The sequence below is a fragment of the Prescottella defluvii genome (assembly GCF_000738775.1).
Classification (GTDB): domain Bacteria; phylum Actinomycetota; class Actinomycetes; order Mycobacteriales; family Mycobacteriaceae; genus Prescottella; species Prescottella defluvii.
Map to the genome: position 1 here is coordinate 13,090 of NZ_JPOC01000024.1, position 15,252 is coordinate 28,341.

General features: G+C 68.6%; 13 protein-coding genes. 6 read left to right on the forward strand and 7 right to left on the reverse strand.

From position 1 onward, the window contains the following. Positions 1 to 13: 13 nt before the first annotated feature. From IJ15_RS0109570 to IJ15_RS0109580, 3 genes are read left to right on the forward strand one after another with little or no spacing between them, the layout of a single operon-like run. Positions 14 to 1,363, forward strand: coding sequence for a hypothetical protein (locus IJ15_RS0109570; RefSeq protein WP_156112071.1), 1,350 nt, complete (start codon positions 14 to 16; stop codon positions 1,361 to 1,363). Then, positions 1,363 to 2,340 (forward strand): glutamate ABC transporter substrate-binding protein, encoded by a 978-nt coding sequence (locus IJ15_RS0109575; RefSeq protein WP_031938116.1) that lies wholly within the window; start codon positions 1,363 to 1,365, stop codon positions 2,338 to 2,340. Before IJ15_RS0109570 ends, IJ15_RS0109575 begins: the two co-directional genes overlap by 1 nt. A 24-nt stretch (positions 2,341 to 2,364) precedes the next feature. After that, entirely contained in the window at positions 2,365 to 4,614 is a 2,250-nt protein-coding gene (locus IJ15_RS0109580; RefSeq protein WP_031938117.1) for a serine/threonine-protein kinase, read from the forward strand. Positions 4,615 to 4,629: 15 nt separating this feature from the next. Here IJ15_RS0109580 and ctaD read toward each other — a convergent pair whose 3' ends face one another. The 3 genes from ctaD to pta all read right to left on the reverse strand — a co-directional run bounded on the left by ctaD (position 4,630) and on the right by pta (position 9,756). Continuing rightward, complete coding sequence (gene ctaD, locus IJ15_RS0109585) at positions 4,630 to 6,357, reverse strand: aa3-type cytochrome oxidase subunit I (RefSeq protein ID WP_031938118.1); 1,728 nt, start codon at positions 6,355 to 6,357, stop codon at positions 4,630 to 4,632. Between the two features lie 131 nt (positions 6,358 to 6,488). Then, positions 6,489 to 7,679, reverse strand: a complete 1,191-nt coding sequence (locus tag IJ15_RS0109590; RefSeq protein ID WP_031938119.1) for an acetate kinase — start codon at positions 7,677 to 7,679, stop codon at positions 6,489 to 6,491. A 1-nt stretch (position 7,680) separates the two neighbouring features. Continuing rightward, positions 7,681 to 9,756 carry a phosphate acetyltransferase gene (gene pta / locus IJ15_RS0109595; protein ID WP_031938120.1) on the reverse strand — a complete coding sequence of 692 codons (2,076 nt, stop codon included), beginning with the start codon at positions 9,754 to 9,756 and terminating at the stop codon, positions 7,681 to 7,683. Positions 9,757 to 9,795: 39 nt separating this feature from the next. Here pta and IJ15_RS0109600 point away from each other — a divergent pair, with 39 nt between their 5' ends. Further along, on the forward strand, positions 9,796 to 10,305 hold the full coding sequence (locus IJ15_RS0109600) for a nitroreductase/quinone reductase family protein (RefSeq protein ID WP_031938121.1): 510 nt from the start codon (positions 9,796 to 9,798) through the stop codon (positions 10,303 to 10,305). 34 nt (positions 10,306 to 10,339) lie between these two features. On the opposite strand, the gene IJ15_RS0109605 is transcribed toward IJ15_RS0109600, so the two are convergent. The 4 genes from IJ15_RS0109605 to IJ15_RS0109620 form a co-directional block, all read right to left on the reverse strand. Next, positions 10,340 to 10,942, reverse strand: coding sequence for a suppressor of fused domain protein (locus IJ15_RS0109605; RefSeq protein ID WP_031938122.1), 603 nt, complete (start codon positions 10,940 to 10,942; stop codon positions 10,340 to 10,342). Between the two features lie 38 nt (positions 10,943 to 10,980). Beyond that, the gene (gene fgd / locus IJ15_RS0109610) at positions 10,981 to 11,994 is read right to left on the reverse strand and encodes a glucose-6-phosphate dehydrogenase (coenzyme-F420) (protein ID WP_031938123.1); all 1,014 of its coding nucleotides are present in this window, start codon (positions 11,992 to 11,994) and stop codon (positions 10,981 to 10,983) included. A 76-nt stretch (positions 11,995 to 12,070) separates the two neighbouring features. Beyond that, the gene (locus tag IJ15_RS0109615) at positions 12,071 to 12,556 is read right to left on the reverse strand and encodes an RDD family protein (protein ID WP_031938124.1); all 486 of its coding nucleotides are present in this window, start codon (positions 12,554 to 12,556) and stop codon (positions 12,071 to 12,073) included. Beyond that, positions 12,553 to 13,281 carry a hypothetical protein gene (locus tag IJ15_RS0109620; RefSeq protein ID WP_031938125.1) on the reverse strand — a complete coding sequence of 243 codons (729 nt, stop codon included), beginning with the start codon at positions 13,279 to 13,281 and terminating at the stop codon, positions 12,553 to 12,555. Before IJ15_RS0109620 ends, IJ15_RS0109615 begins: the two co-directional genes overlap by 4 nt. A gap of 152 nt (positions 13,282 to 13,433) precedes the next feature. On the opposite strand from IJ15_RS0109620, the gene IJ15_RS0109625 reads away from it, so the two are divergent. Both IJ15_RS0109625 and IJ15_RS0109630 read left to right on the forward strand, forming a co-directional pair. Next, entirely contained in the window at positions 13,434 to 14,438 is a 1,005-nt protein-coding gene (locus tag IJ15_RS0109625; RefSeq protein WP_031938126.1) for an alpha/beta hydrolase, read from the forward strand. Continuing rightward, positions 14,435 to 15,250, forward strand: coding sequence for an HAD-IIA family hydrolase (locus IJ15_RS0109630; RefSeq protein WP_031938127.1), 816 nt, complete (start codon positions 14,435 to 14,437; stop codon positions 15,248 to 15,250). The genes IJ15_RS0109625 and IJ15_RS0109630 overlap by 4 nt, the downstream gene beginning before the upstream one ends. Positions 15,251 to 15,252: the final 2 nt, after the last annotated feature.

Genomic DNA, 15,252 nt, shown 5'->3' on the forward strand with positions numbered 1-15,252 from the left:
CGAGGTATGAGCCGTGGCAGTGCCGGAGACGACGACGGAGTCGACCCGCGCGGCGGACGCGAGGTGGGAGGACACGCCACCCAACCGCGCCGCCCGCGCTCGTGTGCGCCCGCTCGCCGTCCGTGAACTGCTGCGATCGACACCCGCCCGCCTGCTGGCCGTCGGGGTCGCGCTACTGCTCGGTACCGTGGCCGCCGGTCTGATCGCGTCCATGGCGGCCGGCGAGCGCAAACAGGACATCGACACGCTGCTGTCCACCACCGAGCCCCTGGCCCGGTCGTCGCAGAACCTGTACGCGTCGCTGTCGATCGCCGACGCCGCCGCGGCCACCGCTTTCCTGTCCGGTGGCGTCGAACCGAGTGAGGCCCGCGACCGCTATTCGCAGGCCATCGGGACGGCGGCCGCCGAGTTGGTCGCGACGTCGGACGGTCTGCCGGGCGACGACGAGGGCAGACGACTGCTCACCGCGATCGCCACCAAGCTGCCGGTGTACACGGGACTGGTGGAGACCGCGCGCACCAACAACCGGGCCGGCAACCCCGTCGGCACCGCCTACCTGGCGGAGGCGTCGTCGTTGATGCAGACGGACCTGCTGCCGCTGGCCCAGTCCTTGCACACCGAGCGTGCGGCCGCGTCGCTCAGCCCGCAGTCCGGCTTCTCCCACCCGCCGTGGTTCGCGATCGGACTGCTGATCGCGCTGCTGGCCGCGCTGGTGGCGACGCAGGTGGTGCTGTCGAGGCGGACCCGCCGCACCTTCAATCTCGGTCTGCTGTTCACGACCGGAGCGATGGCTGCCCTGCTGGTGTGGATGCTGGTGGCGGGAATCATCTCCGCGGTGTCGGCGAACCGTGCGGTGCGGCAGGGCTCCGAGCCGCTCTCGACGTTCGCGGCCGCCCGGATCCTGGCGCAGCAGGCCCGCACGCAGGAGATCCTGCAACTGGTCCGCCGCGACGAGACCGCCGAACACGCGCAGGTGTTCGTCGACGACACCGACCAGTTGCGGGCCCTGCTGGACAACTACTCGCAGGAGGTCGGCCGCGGCGACGCCGAACGCGCGCAGCAGGCGCTGGACTCCTGGACCACCTCGCACGGACACATGATCGACGCGCTCGCGGTGGGCGACTGGACGTCCGCCGCGATGACGACGGTCGGCTCCGATCCCGCGTCGTCGACCGCGCAGTTCGACGTCGTGGACACCGCACTGTCGGACGGTGCGGAGAGTGCCCGCGCCGAGCTGCGCGGCGACATCTCGCGGTCGTCCACGGTGCTGTCGGCTCTCGGTCCCGGCGCCCTGGTTCTCACGGTCGTCTCGGCCGTCGGCATCCCGCTGGGTCTGTGGCCCCGTCTGCGGGAGTACCAGTGATGCCGGTTCGGCTCCTCGCGAGGGCCGTTGCCGTTGTCGCGGCGGCGTCCGCGATCGTCACGGGATGCTCGGCGCCTCCCGACCCGTACACGCTCCCGCCGACCGAGACGTACAGTGTCGCACCGGTCCCGGAGGGGGCGTCGATCGTGACGTCGACGCCCGTGCCGACGCCGGAGGACTGCGGGGACCCGACGGCGAGCCTGCGCCCGTTCCCGGCCGGCGAGATACCGCCCAGCGCGTCGCTCGACGCGATCCGCCAACGCGGTCGGCTCGTCGTCGGACTCGACACCGGCAGCAACCTGATGAGCTTCCGCAATCCCGCGACGGGCGAGATCGAGGGCTTCGACGTCGACATCGCGCGGGAGATCGCCCGCGATCTGCTGGGCAGCCCCGACAAGGTGGAGTTCCGGATCCTCACGGCGTCCGAACGTGAGCAGGGCCTGAAGGATTCGCGGGTCGACGTCGTCGCCCACACGATGAGCATCACGTGCGAGCGGCGACAGCGGGTGGACTTCTCCACGGTGTACTACGAGGCGCAGCAACGGATCCTGGTGATGGCCGGTTCCCCGGTCGCCGATGTGTCGGATCTCGCCGGCAAACGGGTGTGTGCGGTCGCGGGCACCCGGTCCCTCGAACGCATCGTCCGCGCCCAGCCCGACGCCACCGTCGTCACGGTCCCGTCGTGGTCGGACTGCCTGGTGATGCTGCAGCAACGTCAGGTCGACGCGATCAGCACCGACGACACACTGCTGGCCGGGATGGCGACGCAGGACCCGTACCTGCGGATCGTCGGGCCGGGCCTGGGGTCGGAGCCGTACGGCATCGGCATCGCCAAGGGCAACGACGATCTGGTGCGGTTCGTGAACGGAACGCTGGAGAGGATCCGCGACGACGGCACGTGGACGAGGATCTATCAGCGGTGGCTTTCCGAGCTGGGCCCCGCACCGGCGCCCCCACCTCCCACGTATCGGGACTGATCAGGCAACGAGAACGGAGGATCGATGGCCGGAAAGGATGCGGCAGAGGAGCATTCGGTCGACACCGGCGAGATGGCGCGGACCCGCGCCGCGCAGACCGTGGACGAGCCGATGACGACCCAGGAGAGCATGCCCACCACCGGGCGCAAGGCCCGCACCCAGCGCACCCGGACGATCTCCCGGCGCCGTCTCGGGGACGGACTGGTGGAGGTGCCGCCGGTCCCGCGGCGCGACCCGGAGTCCGCGGTCCTCACCGACCCGCACGTCCCGGAACGCAAACGGTTCTGCTGGAAGTGCGGCAAGCCGGTGGGCCGGTCCACCGGCGAGGAGCCGGGCCCCACATCCGGTTTCTGCGCCAACTGCGGGTCGCGCTTCGAGTTCGCGCCGTTGCTCTCCCCCGGCATGGTGATCGCCGGCCAGTACGAGGTACAGGGCTGCATCGCCCACGGCGGGCTGGGGTGGATCTATCTCGCGATCGACCGCAACGTGGACGACCGCTGGGTGGTCCTCAAGGGCCTGCTCCAGCTCGGCGATGCCGAGTCCCGCGCCGTCGCTGCGGCCGAGCGACAGTTCCTCGCCGAGGTGGAACACCCGAGCATCGTCAAGATCTACAACTTCGTCGAGTACCAGAAGGAGGGATTTCCTCCGGCCGGCTATCTGGTGATGGAGTACGTGGGCGGTAACTCGTTGCGCGACATCCTGGCCGTCCACCGGCGCCCCGACCGAATGCCCGTCGATCAGGCCATCGCCTACATCCTCGAGATCCTGCCGGCGCTCGAGTACCTGCACTCGGTCGGCCTGGCGTACAACGACCTCAAGCCCGACAACGTCATGGTGACCGACGAGCAGGTCAAGCTGATCGATCTGGGCGCCGTCGCACCGCTCGAGAGCTACGGGTACCTGTACGGCACGCCCGGCTTCCAGGCGCCCGAGATCACCGAGACCGGGCCCACCGTCGCCTCCGACATCTACACCGTCGGGCGCACGCTCGCTGCCCTCACACTCGATCTGCCGGCCGAGAACGGGCGCTACGTGGACGGTCTGCCGTCCCCCGAGCAGGCGCCGCTGCTCGCCCGGTACGACTCGTACCGACGGCTGCTGTTGCGTGCGATCGATCCGGACCCGAACCGCCGATTCGCCTCGGCCCAAGAGCTGTCCGCTCAGCTCACCGGAGTCCTGCGGGAGATCGTCTCCCGGCAGGACGATCAGGAGCATCCCGCCCTGTCCACCGTCTTCAGCCGCCAACGGGCGACGTTCGGCGCGGAGGGGTTCGTGGAACAGACCGACGTGTTCGTCGACGGCGTCGAACGTGCCCGCAAGCTCGACGCCCCCCGGGTCGCCCAGGCGCTGGCAGTGCCGCTGGTGGACCCCGACGATCCCGGTGCCGCGCTGGTCAATGCCGCGGCGCACAGCGATCCTCAGTTGATGCTCGACGTCCTCGACCGGGCGCGGGAGGACCGCTCCGCCGAGGTCCTGACATCGCTGGAACTGCCTCTGGCCGAGGTGCGGGCGTACCTCGATCTCGGCGATGCGGGCCGGGCACGGCAACTGCTGCAGCCACTGGGTCTGACACACCCGTACGACTGGCGCGTCGAGTGGTTCCGCGGACTGGCGTCGCTGATCGCGAACGAACTGCCTTCCGCCTACGAATCTTTCGATGCCGTCTATTCGACTCTGCCCGGCGAGGTGGCACCCAAACTCGCCCTCGGCGCGACCGCCGAGTTGCTGCTCGATCCCGGCAGCGGGGCGGGAGCCGACCGCTGGCGGATTCCGGCCGCCTCCTACTACGCAACGGTCTGGCGGATGGACCGAAACGTCGTCAGTGCCGCCTTCGGATCGGCGCGGCGCCGCGCCGCCGACGGTGACGTCGACGGCGCGGTCGCCACCCTCGACCAGGTGCCGGCCGGCTCCCGCAGCTACGGCGCCGCGCGGATGACCGCGGTGCTGACGGCCCTCGCGGTGCGGCCGATCCGCAGGATCACCGAGGCCACGCTGCGGGAGTCGGCCCGGCGGGTGCAGGCGTTGCCCCGCACCGAGATCCGCGGCCCACAGATGCGGACCGTGGTGCTCGGCACCGCACTCCAGTGGCTCCTCGAGGGGAACACCCCGACCACCGCGCGCGAGCCGCTGCTCGGTGTCCCGTTCACCGAACGTGGCCTGCGCGCGGGGACGGAGTCCTCCCTGCGGGCGATGGCGCGCAGTGCGCCTACACCCACCCACCGCTACACGCTCGTCGATCTCGCGAACGCGGTCCGCCCCCGCAGCGTGTTCTGAGAGTTCCGGCCGCCGTCAGACCCTGGTCCCGTCCTGCAGTTCGGTGACCGTGACCGCGGTGGGGTGCTTGGCGCCGCCGGTCAGCCCGACGTGCGCCTCTTCGCGCAGGCGATCGACCATGTGCGGGTAGTGCAGCTCGAACGCCGGACGCTCCGAACGGATCCGGGGCAGTTCGGTGAAGTTGTGCCGCGGCGGCGGGCAGCTGGTGGCCCACTCGAGCGAGTTGCCGTAACCCCACGGGTCGTCGACGGTCACGACCTGCCCGTAGCGGTAGCTCTTGAAGACGTTCCACAGGAACGGCAGCGTCGACGCGCCGAGGATGAACGAGCCGACCGTGGAGATCGTGTTCAGCGTCGTGAAACCGTCGGTGGGCAGGTAGTCGGCGTAGCGACGCGGCATGCCCGACGTCCCCAGCCAGTGCTGGACCAGGAAGGTCATGTGGAAGCCGACCAGTGTGGTCCAGAAGTGCCACTTGGCCAGACGCTCGTCCATCATGCGCCCGGTCATCTTCGGGAACCAGAAGTAGATGCCGGCGTAGGTGGCGAACACGATGGTGCCGAACAGCACGTAGTGGAAGTGCGCGACGACGAAATAGGTGTCCGTGACGTGGAAGTCGAGCGGGGGGCTCGCGAGCAGGACGCCCGACAGGCCACCGAAGAGGAAGGTCACGAGGAAGCCGACCGAGAACAGCATCGGCGACTCGAACGTCAACTGTCCCTTCCACATCGTTCCGATCCAGTTGAAGAACTTCACACCGGTCGGGACCGCGATGAGGAACGTCATGAAGGAGAAGAACGGCAGCAGCACGGCGCCCGTGGCGTACATGTGGTGCGCCCACACCGCGATCGACAGGGCAGCGATACCCATCGTGGCGTACACCAGGCCGCTGTACCCGAAGATCGGCTTACGCGAGAAGACCGGGAAGATCTCCGAGACGATGCCGAAGAACGGCAGCGCGATCACGTACACCTCGGGGTGACCGAAGAACCAGAACAGGTGCTGCCACAACATGACTCCGCCGGTGGCGGGGTCGAACAGGTGCGCACCGAGATGTCGGTCTACCCACAGGCCGATCAGCGCGGCCGCGAGCAGCGGGAACACCAGCAGGATCAGCAGCGACGTGATGAGGATGTTCCACGTGAAGATCGGCATCCGGAACATGGTCATGCCCGGTGCACGCAGGCACACGATGGTGGTGATGAAGTTGACGCCACCGAGAATGGTGCCGACACCGCCGAGCGTCAGGCCCAGGATCCACAGGTCCGCGCCCAGACCGGGAGAGTGCAGTTCGTTGCTGAGCGGCACGTACGCAGTCCAACCGAAGTCCGCCGCGCCACCCGGGGTCAGGAAGCCGGCCGTCGCGATGAGCCCACCGAACAGGTAGAACCAGTAGCTGAGGGCGTTCAGACGCGGGAAGCTCACGTCCGGCGCGCCGATCTGCAGCGGGACGATGTAGTTCGCGAAACCGAACACGACCGGGGTCGCGTACAGCAGCAGCATGATCGTGCCGTGCATGGTGAACAGCTGGTTGAACTGCTCGTTCGACAGGAACTGCAGGCCGGGAACGGCAAGTTCGGATCGCATCAGCAGGGCCATCAGGCCACCGATGAGGAAGAACGCGAACGCGGTGACGAGGTACATGATCCCGAGCACCTTGGGATCGGTGGTCGTGATCATCTTGTAGATGAACGACCCCTTGGATCCTGCCGTCGCCCGAGGCGCCGCGGTCGGCCGCGACGGCATCGGTATGCGTGGTGGAGCGGTGTCGATCTCGGGGTTGGCAACCATACCGGACATAGTCGGACGTCCGAGGGTTCCGCGGCGAGGGTCGAAGGTCCCGAGAGTTCCCGCCGACGGACACCAATACTCCCGATTCAGGCCGCCGCGATCGCCTTCCGTGCAATCGCGAGTTCCTCGTTGGTGGGCACCACCAGCACCTGCACCGCCGAATCGTCCGAACTGACCAGACGCTCGCCCCGCTCCGGGGCCTCGTTGCGGGCCTGGTCCACCACGATACCGAGGCGTTCCAGACCGGCGAGGGAATCGCGTCGGACGTCCGCGTTGTTCTCCCCCACCCCGCCGGTGAACGTGATGACGTCCACGCCGCCGAGTTCGACGAGGTACGCGCCGATGTAGCGGCGCAGCCGGTGCACGTACACGTCGTAGGCGAGCTTCGCGTCGACGTCCCCCGCCGCGACGAGCTCGAGCAGCGAACGGAAGTCGTTCACCCCGCACAGGCCTTTGAGACCGGAGTGCCGGTTGAGCAGGTCGTCGATCTCGTCCACCGTCATCCCGGCGTTGCGCGCCAGGTGCAGGATGACCCCCGGATCGAGGTCTCCGCTGCGGGTGCCCATCACCAGACCCTCGAGCGGCGTCATGCCCATCGACGTGTCGACGGCACGGCCGCCGCGGATCGCCGACGCCGACGCCCCGTTGCCGAGGTGCAGGACGATCTGGTTCAGCCCCGCGTCGTCGCGGCCGACGAACTCGGCCGCCCGCCCGCTCACGTACTCGTGGGACGTCCCGTGGAAACCGTAGCGCCGCACCCGGTTCGCCCGCGCCACCTCGGCGTCGATCGCGTACGTCGCGGCGGCGTCGGGCAGTGTGTGGAAGAACGCGGTGTCGAACACCGCGACGTGCGGGACGTCCGGCAACTGTTCGCGCGCCACCTCGATCCCGATCACGTTCGGCGGATTGTGCAGCGGTGCGAGCGGGGAGAGCCGTCGCAGCTCCTTCAGCACCGCGTCGTCGATCAGGACCGGTTCGTGGAACACCGCACCGCCGTGGACCACCCGATGGCCGACGGCGACGATCCCGCGGTCCCGCAACGCCGGCCCGGTCTCGGCAATCATCTGCTCGGCGATGCGCAGACCGGCGGCGTGATCGGCGATGTGCAGTTCACGATCGATCACGCCACCGGGGTGGCGGTAGACGATCCGTCCCACCGGCTCCCCGATCCGTTCCACCAGACCCGAGCCCACGGCGTCACCGGCCACCGGGTGCACCAGCTGGAACTTGATCGACGACGAACCCGAGTTGATCACCAGCACAATGTTTTCGGCCATGTCAGTCCCCTTGCGCCTGGATCGCCGTGATCGCGACGGTGTTGACGATGTCCTGGATCAGCGCGCCGCGGGAGAGGTCGTTGACCGGCTTGTTCAGTCCCTGCAGCACCGGCCCGACCGCGACGGCACCGGCGCTGCGCTGCACCGCCTTGTAGGTGTTGTTGCCGGTGTTGAGGTCCGGAAACACGAACACCGTGGCCCGGCCCGCCACCGCCGACCCGGGCAGCTTCGCATTCGCGACCGTGGGCTCGACGGCCGCGTCGTACTGGATCGGCCCCTCCACCAACAGATCCGGTCGCCGCTCGCGCACGAGGGCGGTCGCGGTGCGGACCTTGTCGACATCGGCGCCCGAACCGGAGTCGCCCGTCGAGTACGACAGCATCGCCACCCGCGGCTCGATCCCGAACCGGGCCGCCGTCTCGGCCGACGACACCGCGATGTCCGCGAGCTGCTCCGCCGTCGGATCCGGCACCACCGCGCAGTCGCCGTACGCGAGCACCCGGTCCGACAGGCACATCAGGAAGATGCTCGACACCGTCGACACCCCGGGCCGGGTCTTGATGATCTCGAGCGACGGCCGGATGGTGTGCGCCGTGGTGTGCGCGGCACCGGACACCATGCCGTCCGCGATTCCCTTGTGCACCATCATCGTTCCGAAGTACGAGATGTCGGTCATGATCTCGCGGGCCCGGTCGACCGTCATTCCCTTGTGCGCCCGCAGCTTCGCGTACTCGACGGCGAACTCCGTCATGTGCTCGGACCTCCGCGGATCGAGCACGGTCGCGGACGAGAGGTCCACGCCCAGTTCGGCGGCGCGGCCACGCACCTTCGCCTCGTCACCGAGGATCGTCAGGTCCACCACCCGGCGGCGCAGCAGACGTCCGGCGGCCCGCAGGATGCGATCGTCCTCCCCCTCCGGCAACACGATGTGCCGGCGGTCCGAGCGGGCCCGGTCGATCAACTGGTACTCGAACATCTGCGGGGTGGTGACCGACGGGATCCGCAGGCGCAGTCGGTCGATCAGTGTCGGGGCGTCCACCCGTCGCTCCACGAGACCCAGCGCGGTGTCGACCTTCCGCAGTGAGCCCACCGCGACACGGCCGCGGGTCTGCGCGGCGGTGTGTGCGGTGTCGAAGGTACCCATCTCGGTGGTGAGGATCGGCAGCCGCGGATTCAGCCCCGCCATGAGCTTGGCGATCGCGGGATGCGGAGCGATTCCACCGTTCATGATGATGCCCGCCAGCGACGGGAACCCCTGCGCCTCATGCGCGTTCATCATCGCCAGCAGCACGTCGGAACGATCGCCCGGTACGATCACGACGGTGCCCTCGACGAGCCGCTCGAGGATATGCTCGGCGGTCATACCGCCCACCATCACCTTCAGCGCCTCCCGCTGCAGCAGTGCCGTGTCGCCGCTGTACAGCTCGCCGTCGACGGCACCCAGCAGTTCCGCCATCGTCGGCGCCATCAGGAGGGGGATCTCCGGCAGGCTCCACGCCGGCACCCCCAGCGGCTCGAGCGCCGATGCGTACTCGTCGAGCATCTCCGGCGCACACCGGTTCGCGACGATCGCCACCAGGTGCGCGTGCTGCGCCGACAGTTCCACCGCGCACATCTGGGCCAGCTGGCGTACCTCGTCGGGGCTGCGGTACTGGCCACGCAGTGTCAGCAGCACCGGCGCCTCGAGGTTGGCCGCGATCCGCGCGTTGTAGCCGAGTTCGCTGGGGCTCGCGACGTCGGTGTAGTCGCTGCCGACGATCACCACGGCGTCGCACTCGGCGGCCACCTCGTGGTAGCGGGAGACGATGTCGCTCAGCGCGCCGTCGGGGTCGGCGTGGACCTGCTCGTACGTCACGCCCAGGCACTGCTCGTAACTCAGGTCGGCCGTCGTGTGCTCGATGAGGAGTTCGAGAATGTGATCGGTCTCGTCGGTGGCGCGGGCGATCGGCCGGAACACCCCCACCCGCGCGGTGGACGCGCACAGCATCTGCAGCACGCCGAGCGCCACCGTCGACTTACCGGTGTCCCCCTCCGGTGAGGCGATGTAGACGCTCGACACGATGCCCGAATCAGCCATGAGCGACAGCCTAGTGACGATCACGCATAATCGGCGTCCATGAACGATTCATCATTCCCGGACGTGCGGTGGGGGTCGGAGAACAGCATCCTGCGCGGCCCCGGCACCGCCTTCGCCGCGACCGCACTCGGGTCGTGGACCATCCGACGGCTCGCCGGGGTGGATCGTCGGCTGCTGCTGCGGAGCAAGGGCCGGTACACCATCCTCGGCCCCATCGGCGCCCCGACGGTCCTCCTCAACACGACCGGGCGGAAGTCCGGGCAGCAACGCACCAGCCCGCTGCTGTACATCCGCGACGCCGACCGCCTGGTGGTCGTGGGCAGCAACTTCGGGCAGGCGCACCACCCGGCGTGGACATCGAACCTGCTCGCGCAGCCCGAGGCCAGCGTGACGATGGCCGGACGCGACATCCCCGTCCTGGCCACGCAGGCCACCGGCGACGAGAAGGACCGGCTGTACCGGAACTTCATCGAACTGGCCGGCGCCTACGCCGTCTACCAGGGCCGCACCGACCGCGACATCCGGATGTTCGTGCTCACTCGCCGCTGACCGATCACGGCGCAGCTCCGGCCGGAGCGAGTGGTCAGACCACCGATGCGCGGTCGATGTCGGACACGTCGGCACCCGCCGATTCGAGTCGCGTGAACAGTTCGTCACTGCCGTACTTCGACGCGAACTGCAGTTCCGAGTCGGTGATCGGCACCGCCTGCAGCCACGTCGTCACGTCCTCGTCCCGGTCGACGAGGATCTCGAGCGTGGCCCAGATGAACGGGACGACGAGCAGCACGTGCCGGGTCGACCGGCCCGGGTCCGCCGCGTGAACGGCGTTGGGAACGATGGTGTTCGGGGTGACGTGCAGGGATCCCGCCGCGACCTGGAACGCGCACTGCGCGAGGACGTCGGACAGCAGCCGGTAGTCGGCGCGGCCGACGGTGATCAGCTCGGTGCGGATCGGGCGCCCGTCGTCGGTGGTGACATTGGTCGGGAACCGGGACATGTCGAGGGTCGCGTACGACGCGTAGCCCGGTCCGGGGCACCCGTTGCCGACCGCGATCGACACCTCGTCCGGGTCCTCGCCGTCGGTGTCCGGGTCGACGGGTGCCCGGAACCGCAACACCTGCGGCGACACACCGAAAACCTCACCGATTCGGTGTGCCGCCGCCCGGACTTCTTCACTCGCTTCCATGGGAACGAGCCTAGAGGCCGGCTCCCGTGGAACCCGCGTCAGGCCAGTGCGCGCAGTCGGGGTGCGAGGTCCCGCTCGAACAGGTCGAGGAACCGCTTCTGATCATGACCCGGCGCATGGAACACCAGATGGTTCAGACCCGCATCCAGATACGGCTTGATCATCTCCACCGCCTCGTCCGGATCCGACGAGACGATCCACCGCTTGGCGACCTGCTCGATCGGCAACGCATCCGCCGCCGCCTCCATCTCGATCGGATCCTCGATGCTGTGCTTCTGCTCCGCCGTCAACGACAACGGCGCCCAGAACCGGGTGTTCTCCAACGCGGCATCGGCATCGGTGTCGTACGAGATCTTGATCTCGATCATCCGATCGATGTCCGCGAAATTGCGGGCCGCCTTCTCGGCACCCTCCTTCACCGCGGGAATCAGCTTCTCCGTGTACAGATCCATGCCCTTGCCGGACGTGCAGATGAACCCGTCACCCGCCCGGCCCGCATACCGAGCCACCACCGGGCCGCCCGCCGCGACGTAGACCGGGATACCGCCCTCCGGCACGTCGTAGATCGACGCGCCCTTCGTGCTGTAGTACTCGCCCTCGAAGTCGACGCGGTCGCCGGTCCACAGATCGCGCATCAGCTGCACCGACTCGCGCAGCCGCGCGAACCGCTCCTTGAACTCCGGCCACTCCCCCTTGAAACCGGTCGCGATCTCGTTGAGCGCCTCACCGGTGCCGACACCGAGCATGACGCGTCCCGGGTACAGGCAACCCATCGTCGCGAACGCCTGCGCCACCACCGCCGGGTTGTAGCGGAACGTCGGCGTCATCACCGACGTACCCAACTGCAGCCGCTGCGTACGCTCACCGACCGCCGTCATCCACGCAATCGAGAACGGGGCATGACCACCGTTGTGCCGCCAGGGCTGGAAGTGGTCACTGACAGTCACGCTGTCGAGGCCGTGTTCCTCGGCCATCACGCCCAGTTCGACCAGGTCACGCGGCCCGAACTGCTCCGCGGACGCCTTCAAACCCAACTTCAGTCCCTGTACCACCGGTTCTCCGATCGTCTACCCGATTCGATGTGGGTTCGAGTATGCCCCGACCGTCCGGTACCGAGTAACCCCCGTCTCAGTCGAGCAGGGCGCCGTGCTCGACGACCGCAGGATCGGCGCGCCAGTCGTAGACGACGGAGGTCCGCAGCACGATGTCCTGCAGCGAGCGGCGCCGCGGATCGATCGCCGCCCACAGCAACCCGAACCCGAAGAGCACGCACAGCACCGCGCGGGCCGCGCAGCGTGGCCACCGCACGAGACGGCCGTTGCGGCTGACCACCCGCAACCCCATCACGACGGCACCGACCGTCCGACCGCTCGTGGCCCAGAACACCGTCAGATACAGGACCGACAACGCCAGGAAGGTCGTCACCGACAGGATCGCCCGAACCTCCGGAAAGCGAAAGTCCTGCGGCGCGAACAACAACCGGCCGAAAATCAGGGCAAGGTAGACGCCGGCCAGCATGGACAGCACGATGCCGATGTCGATCGCCGCTGCCAGACCACGGGTGACGATCCCGGCCGGGCGGTGCGGCGGATCCTCACGGACAGCGCCGCTCACCGATCACCACCGGCGTCGAGACCCTGAGTGTCCGCCTCGCCCCGACCGAACAGTCGACCGACGAAGCCCGCGACCGCGTCGTCCGCGTGCATGCCCTGGCTGCGCGCACCGCGGACCGCCTCCGTCGACATCGATCCCGTCGACTCGCGGATGATGCGAGGCAGGTCGACTCCGTCGATGACGCTGTTGGACAGGTCCACCAGATCGACCCGGTCGATCACCGCGTCCACGTCCACCTTCGCGGCGATCGCATCCACATCGACCTTCGCGGCGATCGCGTTCACGTCCACCCGGTCGATGATGCGGTCGATGTCGACGCGCGCGGCGATGTCGTCGACGTCCACGCGGTCGATGATCCGCTCGATGTCGACGCGCGCGGCGATGTCGTCGACGTCCACCCGGTCGATGATCCGCTCGATGTCGATACCTTCCGCGACGGTGTCGAGGTCGACGTGATCACGCACCACCGCGGTGATGTCGACCTCCGCGAGTGCGGCGGCGACCACCCGGCGCAGCACGGACCTCAGCACCAGTTCGGTGAGCGCGTCCGCCGCCCGCAGCGTCTCGGCGCCACGCGACTCGAGGGCGTCCAAACCGGCTTCCACCCCGGGCACGCGGCGCGCGAGATCGAGCGTGGTGCCCGCCGCGAAGCGCAGTGCGTCGCCGAGGAATGCGACGGATCCGGCCGCGACGCGGACCGGATCGGGGGTTCGGTTGCCGTCCATACAGAACATCCAAGACCGATCGGGCGCAAAATGCACGTTCGTGGGTCCACCGCCGCCCGGAAGCGACACCCCGGCACCACTGACGCGGATATGCTCGAGTGAGCTTCACTCAGCCAGAAAGCAATTCAGGCCGATCCGGCCGGAGGTGCGCGATGAGAAGCTCTGGGGCAACCGCCGGTTCCGGGCACTGGATACTCCACTCCCTCACGCTCGTCGGGGTGTTGGTGGTCTCGCTGCTCGGCGGGGCACTCAGCGCGCGGGCCGCTCCGTCGGCCGTCGCGTACGTGGCCGGCACCGTCGAGGTGAGCGACCGGGTGACCCGCATCTCGGTGTACTCGCCGTCGATGGACCGGGTGGTCGAGAGCGACGTCATCCATCCCGCCGGCGGCGGACCCGCCCCCACGTTCTATCTGCTCACCGGCATCACCGGCGGCGAGGACGGAGTGTCCTGGTACAACAACACCGACGTGACACGGTTCTTCGCGGACAAGCACGTCAACGTGGTGCTGCCGGTGGGCGGCAAGTTCTCGATGTACACCGACTGGACGAACGACGACCCGGTGCTGGGCCGCAACAAGTGGCAGACGTTCCTCACCCGGGAACTGCCGCCGGTGATCGATCGCCAGTTCGGCACCACCGGAGTCAATGCCCTCGGCGGCGTGTCCATGGCCGCCGGCCCGGTGCTCGACCTCGCGATCCAGGCGCCCGACGTCTACCGAGCCGTCGGCTCGTACAGCGGATGCGCGGGAACCAGCGACTTCACCGGACAGGCGATGGTCCGCTCGATGGTCGAACTGCGCGGTGGCGGCAACGTCAACAACATGTGGGGACCCGGTGGCGGCCCGCGATGGATCGAGCACGACCCGGTGGTGCAGGCAGAACGGTTGCGCGGCAAGGTGTTGTACCTGTCCGCCGCGTCCGGTATGCCCGGCGCCGTCGACCGACTCGACCCGCTGATCGCGATCCCCCAGGGCATCGTGGGCGGCCTGCTGGAGTCGATCACGATGCGGTGCACCGCCGTGATGGACGCGCGGCTGCGGTCGCTCGGGATCCCCGCGACCGTCGTCTACCGCGACGTGGGCAGCCACACCTGGGGCGTGTTCGAAGCCGAGATGCGGGACTCGTGGGCGGTGCTCGGACCGGCGATCGGGGCATGACGGATACTGGACGGGTGAGTACCGACGAGCGCAGCCCCGGTTGGACCTACCTCATGGACATGGACGGCGTGCTCGTCCACGAGGAACACATGATTCCCGGCGCCGACGAGTTCCTCGCCGAACTGCAGGACGCCGGAACACCGTTCGTGGTCCTGACCAACAACTCGATCCGGACGCCGCGGGACCTGCGGGCACGACTGCTTCGCAGCGGCCTCGACATTCCCGAGAAGTCGATCTGGACCTCCGCACTGGCCACCGCGACGTTCCTGAAGAATCAGCGGCCCGGCGGAAGCGCCTACGTGGTGGGCGAATCCGGACTCACCACGGCGCTGCACGAGATCGGCTACGTCCTCACCGACAACGATCCGGACTACGTGGTGCTCGGCGAGACCCGCACCTACTCGTTCGAGGCGATCACGACCGCGATCCGGCTCGTCGAACGCGGTGCGCGGTTCATCGCCACCAACCCGGACGCCACCGGCCCCTCCCGCGACGGATCGCTGCCGGCAACGGGTTCGGTCGCAGCCCTCATCACCCGCGCCACCGGCCGGGAGCCGTACTACGTGGGCAAGCCGAATCCACTGATGATGCGGTCGGCGCTGCGCGCGATCGGGGCGCACTCGGAGAACACGCTGATGATCGGCGACCGGATGGACACCGATGTCGTGTCCGGGCTCGAGGCCGGCCTGCAGACCATCCTGGTGCTCACCGGAATCTCCACCCGCGCGACGGTCGAGACCTTCCCGTACCGTCCGACGCTCGTCCTCGAGTCGGTGGCCGACCTGGTGGGTCGGACCGCGAACCCGTTCTGAGT

Bases quoted from the DNA above. Each gene is read 5' to 3' on its own strand.
- IJ15_RS0109575 (WP_031938116.1), top strand. From the start codon at position 1,363: ATGCCGGTTCGGCTCCTCGCGAGGGCCGTTGCCGTTGTCGCGGCGGCG.
- IJ15_RS0109580 (WP_031938117.1), top strand. From the start codon at position 2,365: ATGGCCGGAAAGGATGCGGCAGAGGAGCATTCGGTCGACACCGGCGAG.
- ctaD (WP_031938118.1), bottom strand. From the start codon at position 6,357: ATGCCGTCGCGGCCGACCGCGGCGCCTCGGGCGACGGCAGGATCCAAG.
- IJ15_RS0109590 (WP_031938119.1), bottom strand. From the start codon at position 7,679: ATGGCCGAAAACATTGTGCTGGTGATCAACTCGGGTTCGTCGTCGATC.
- pta (WP_031938120.1), bottom strand. From the start codon at position 9,756: ATGGCTGATTCGGGCATCGTGTCGAGCGTCTACATCGCCTCACCGGAG.
- IJ15_RS0109600 (WP_031938121.1), top strand. From the start codon at position 9,796: ATGAACGATTCATCATTCCCGGACGTGCGGTGGGGGTCGGAGAACAGC.
- IJ15_RS0109605 (WP_031938122.1), bottom strand. From the start codon at position 10,942: ATGGAAGCGAGTGAAGAAGTCCGGGCGGCGGCACACCGAATCGGTGAG.
- IJ15_RS0109620 (WP_031938125.1), bottom strand. From the start codon at position 13,281: ATGGACGGCAACCGAACCCCCGATCCGGTCCGCGTCGCGGCCGGATCC.
- IJ15_RS0109625 (WP_031938126.1), top strand. From the start codon at position 13,434: ATGAGAAGCTCTGGGGCAACCGCCGGTTCCGGGCACTGGATACTCCAC.
- IJ15_RS0109630 (WP_031938127.1), top strand. From the start codon at position 14,435: ATGACGGATACTGGACGGGTGAGTACCGACGAGCGCAGCCCCGGTTGG.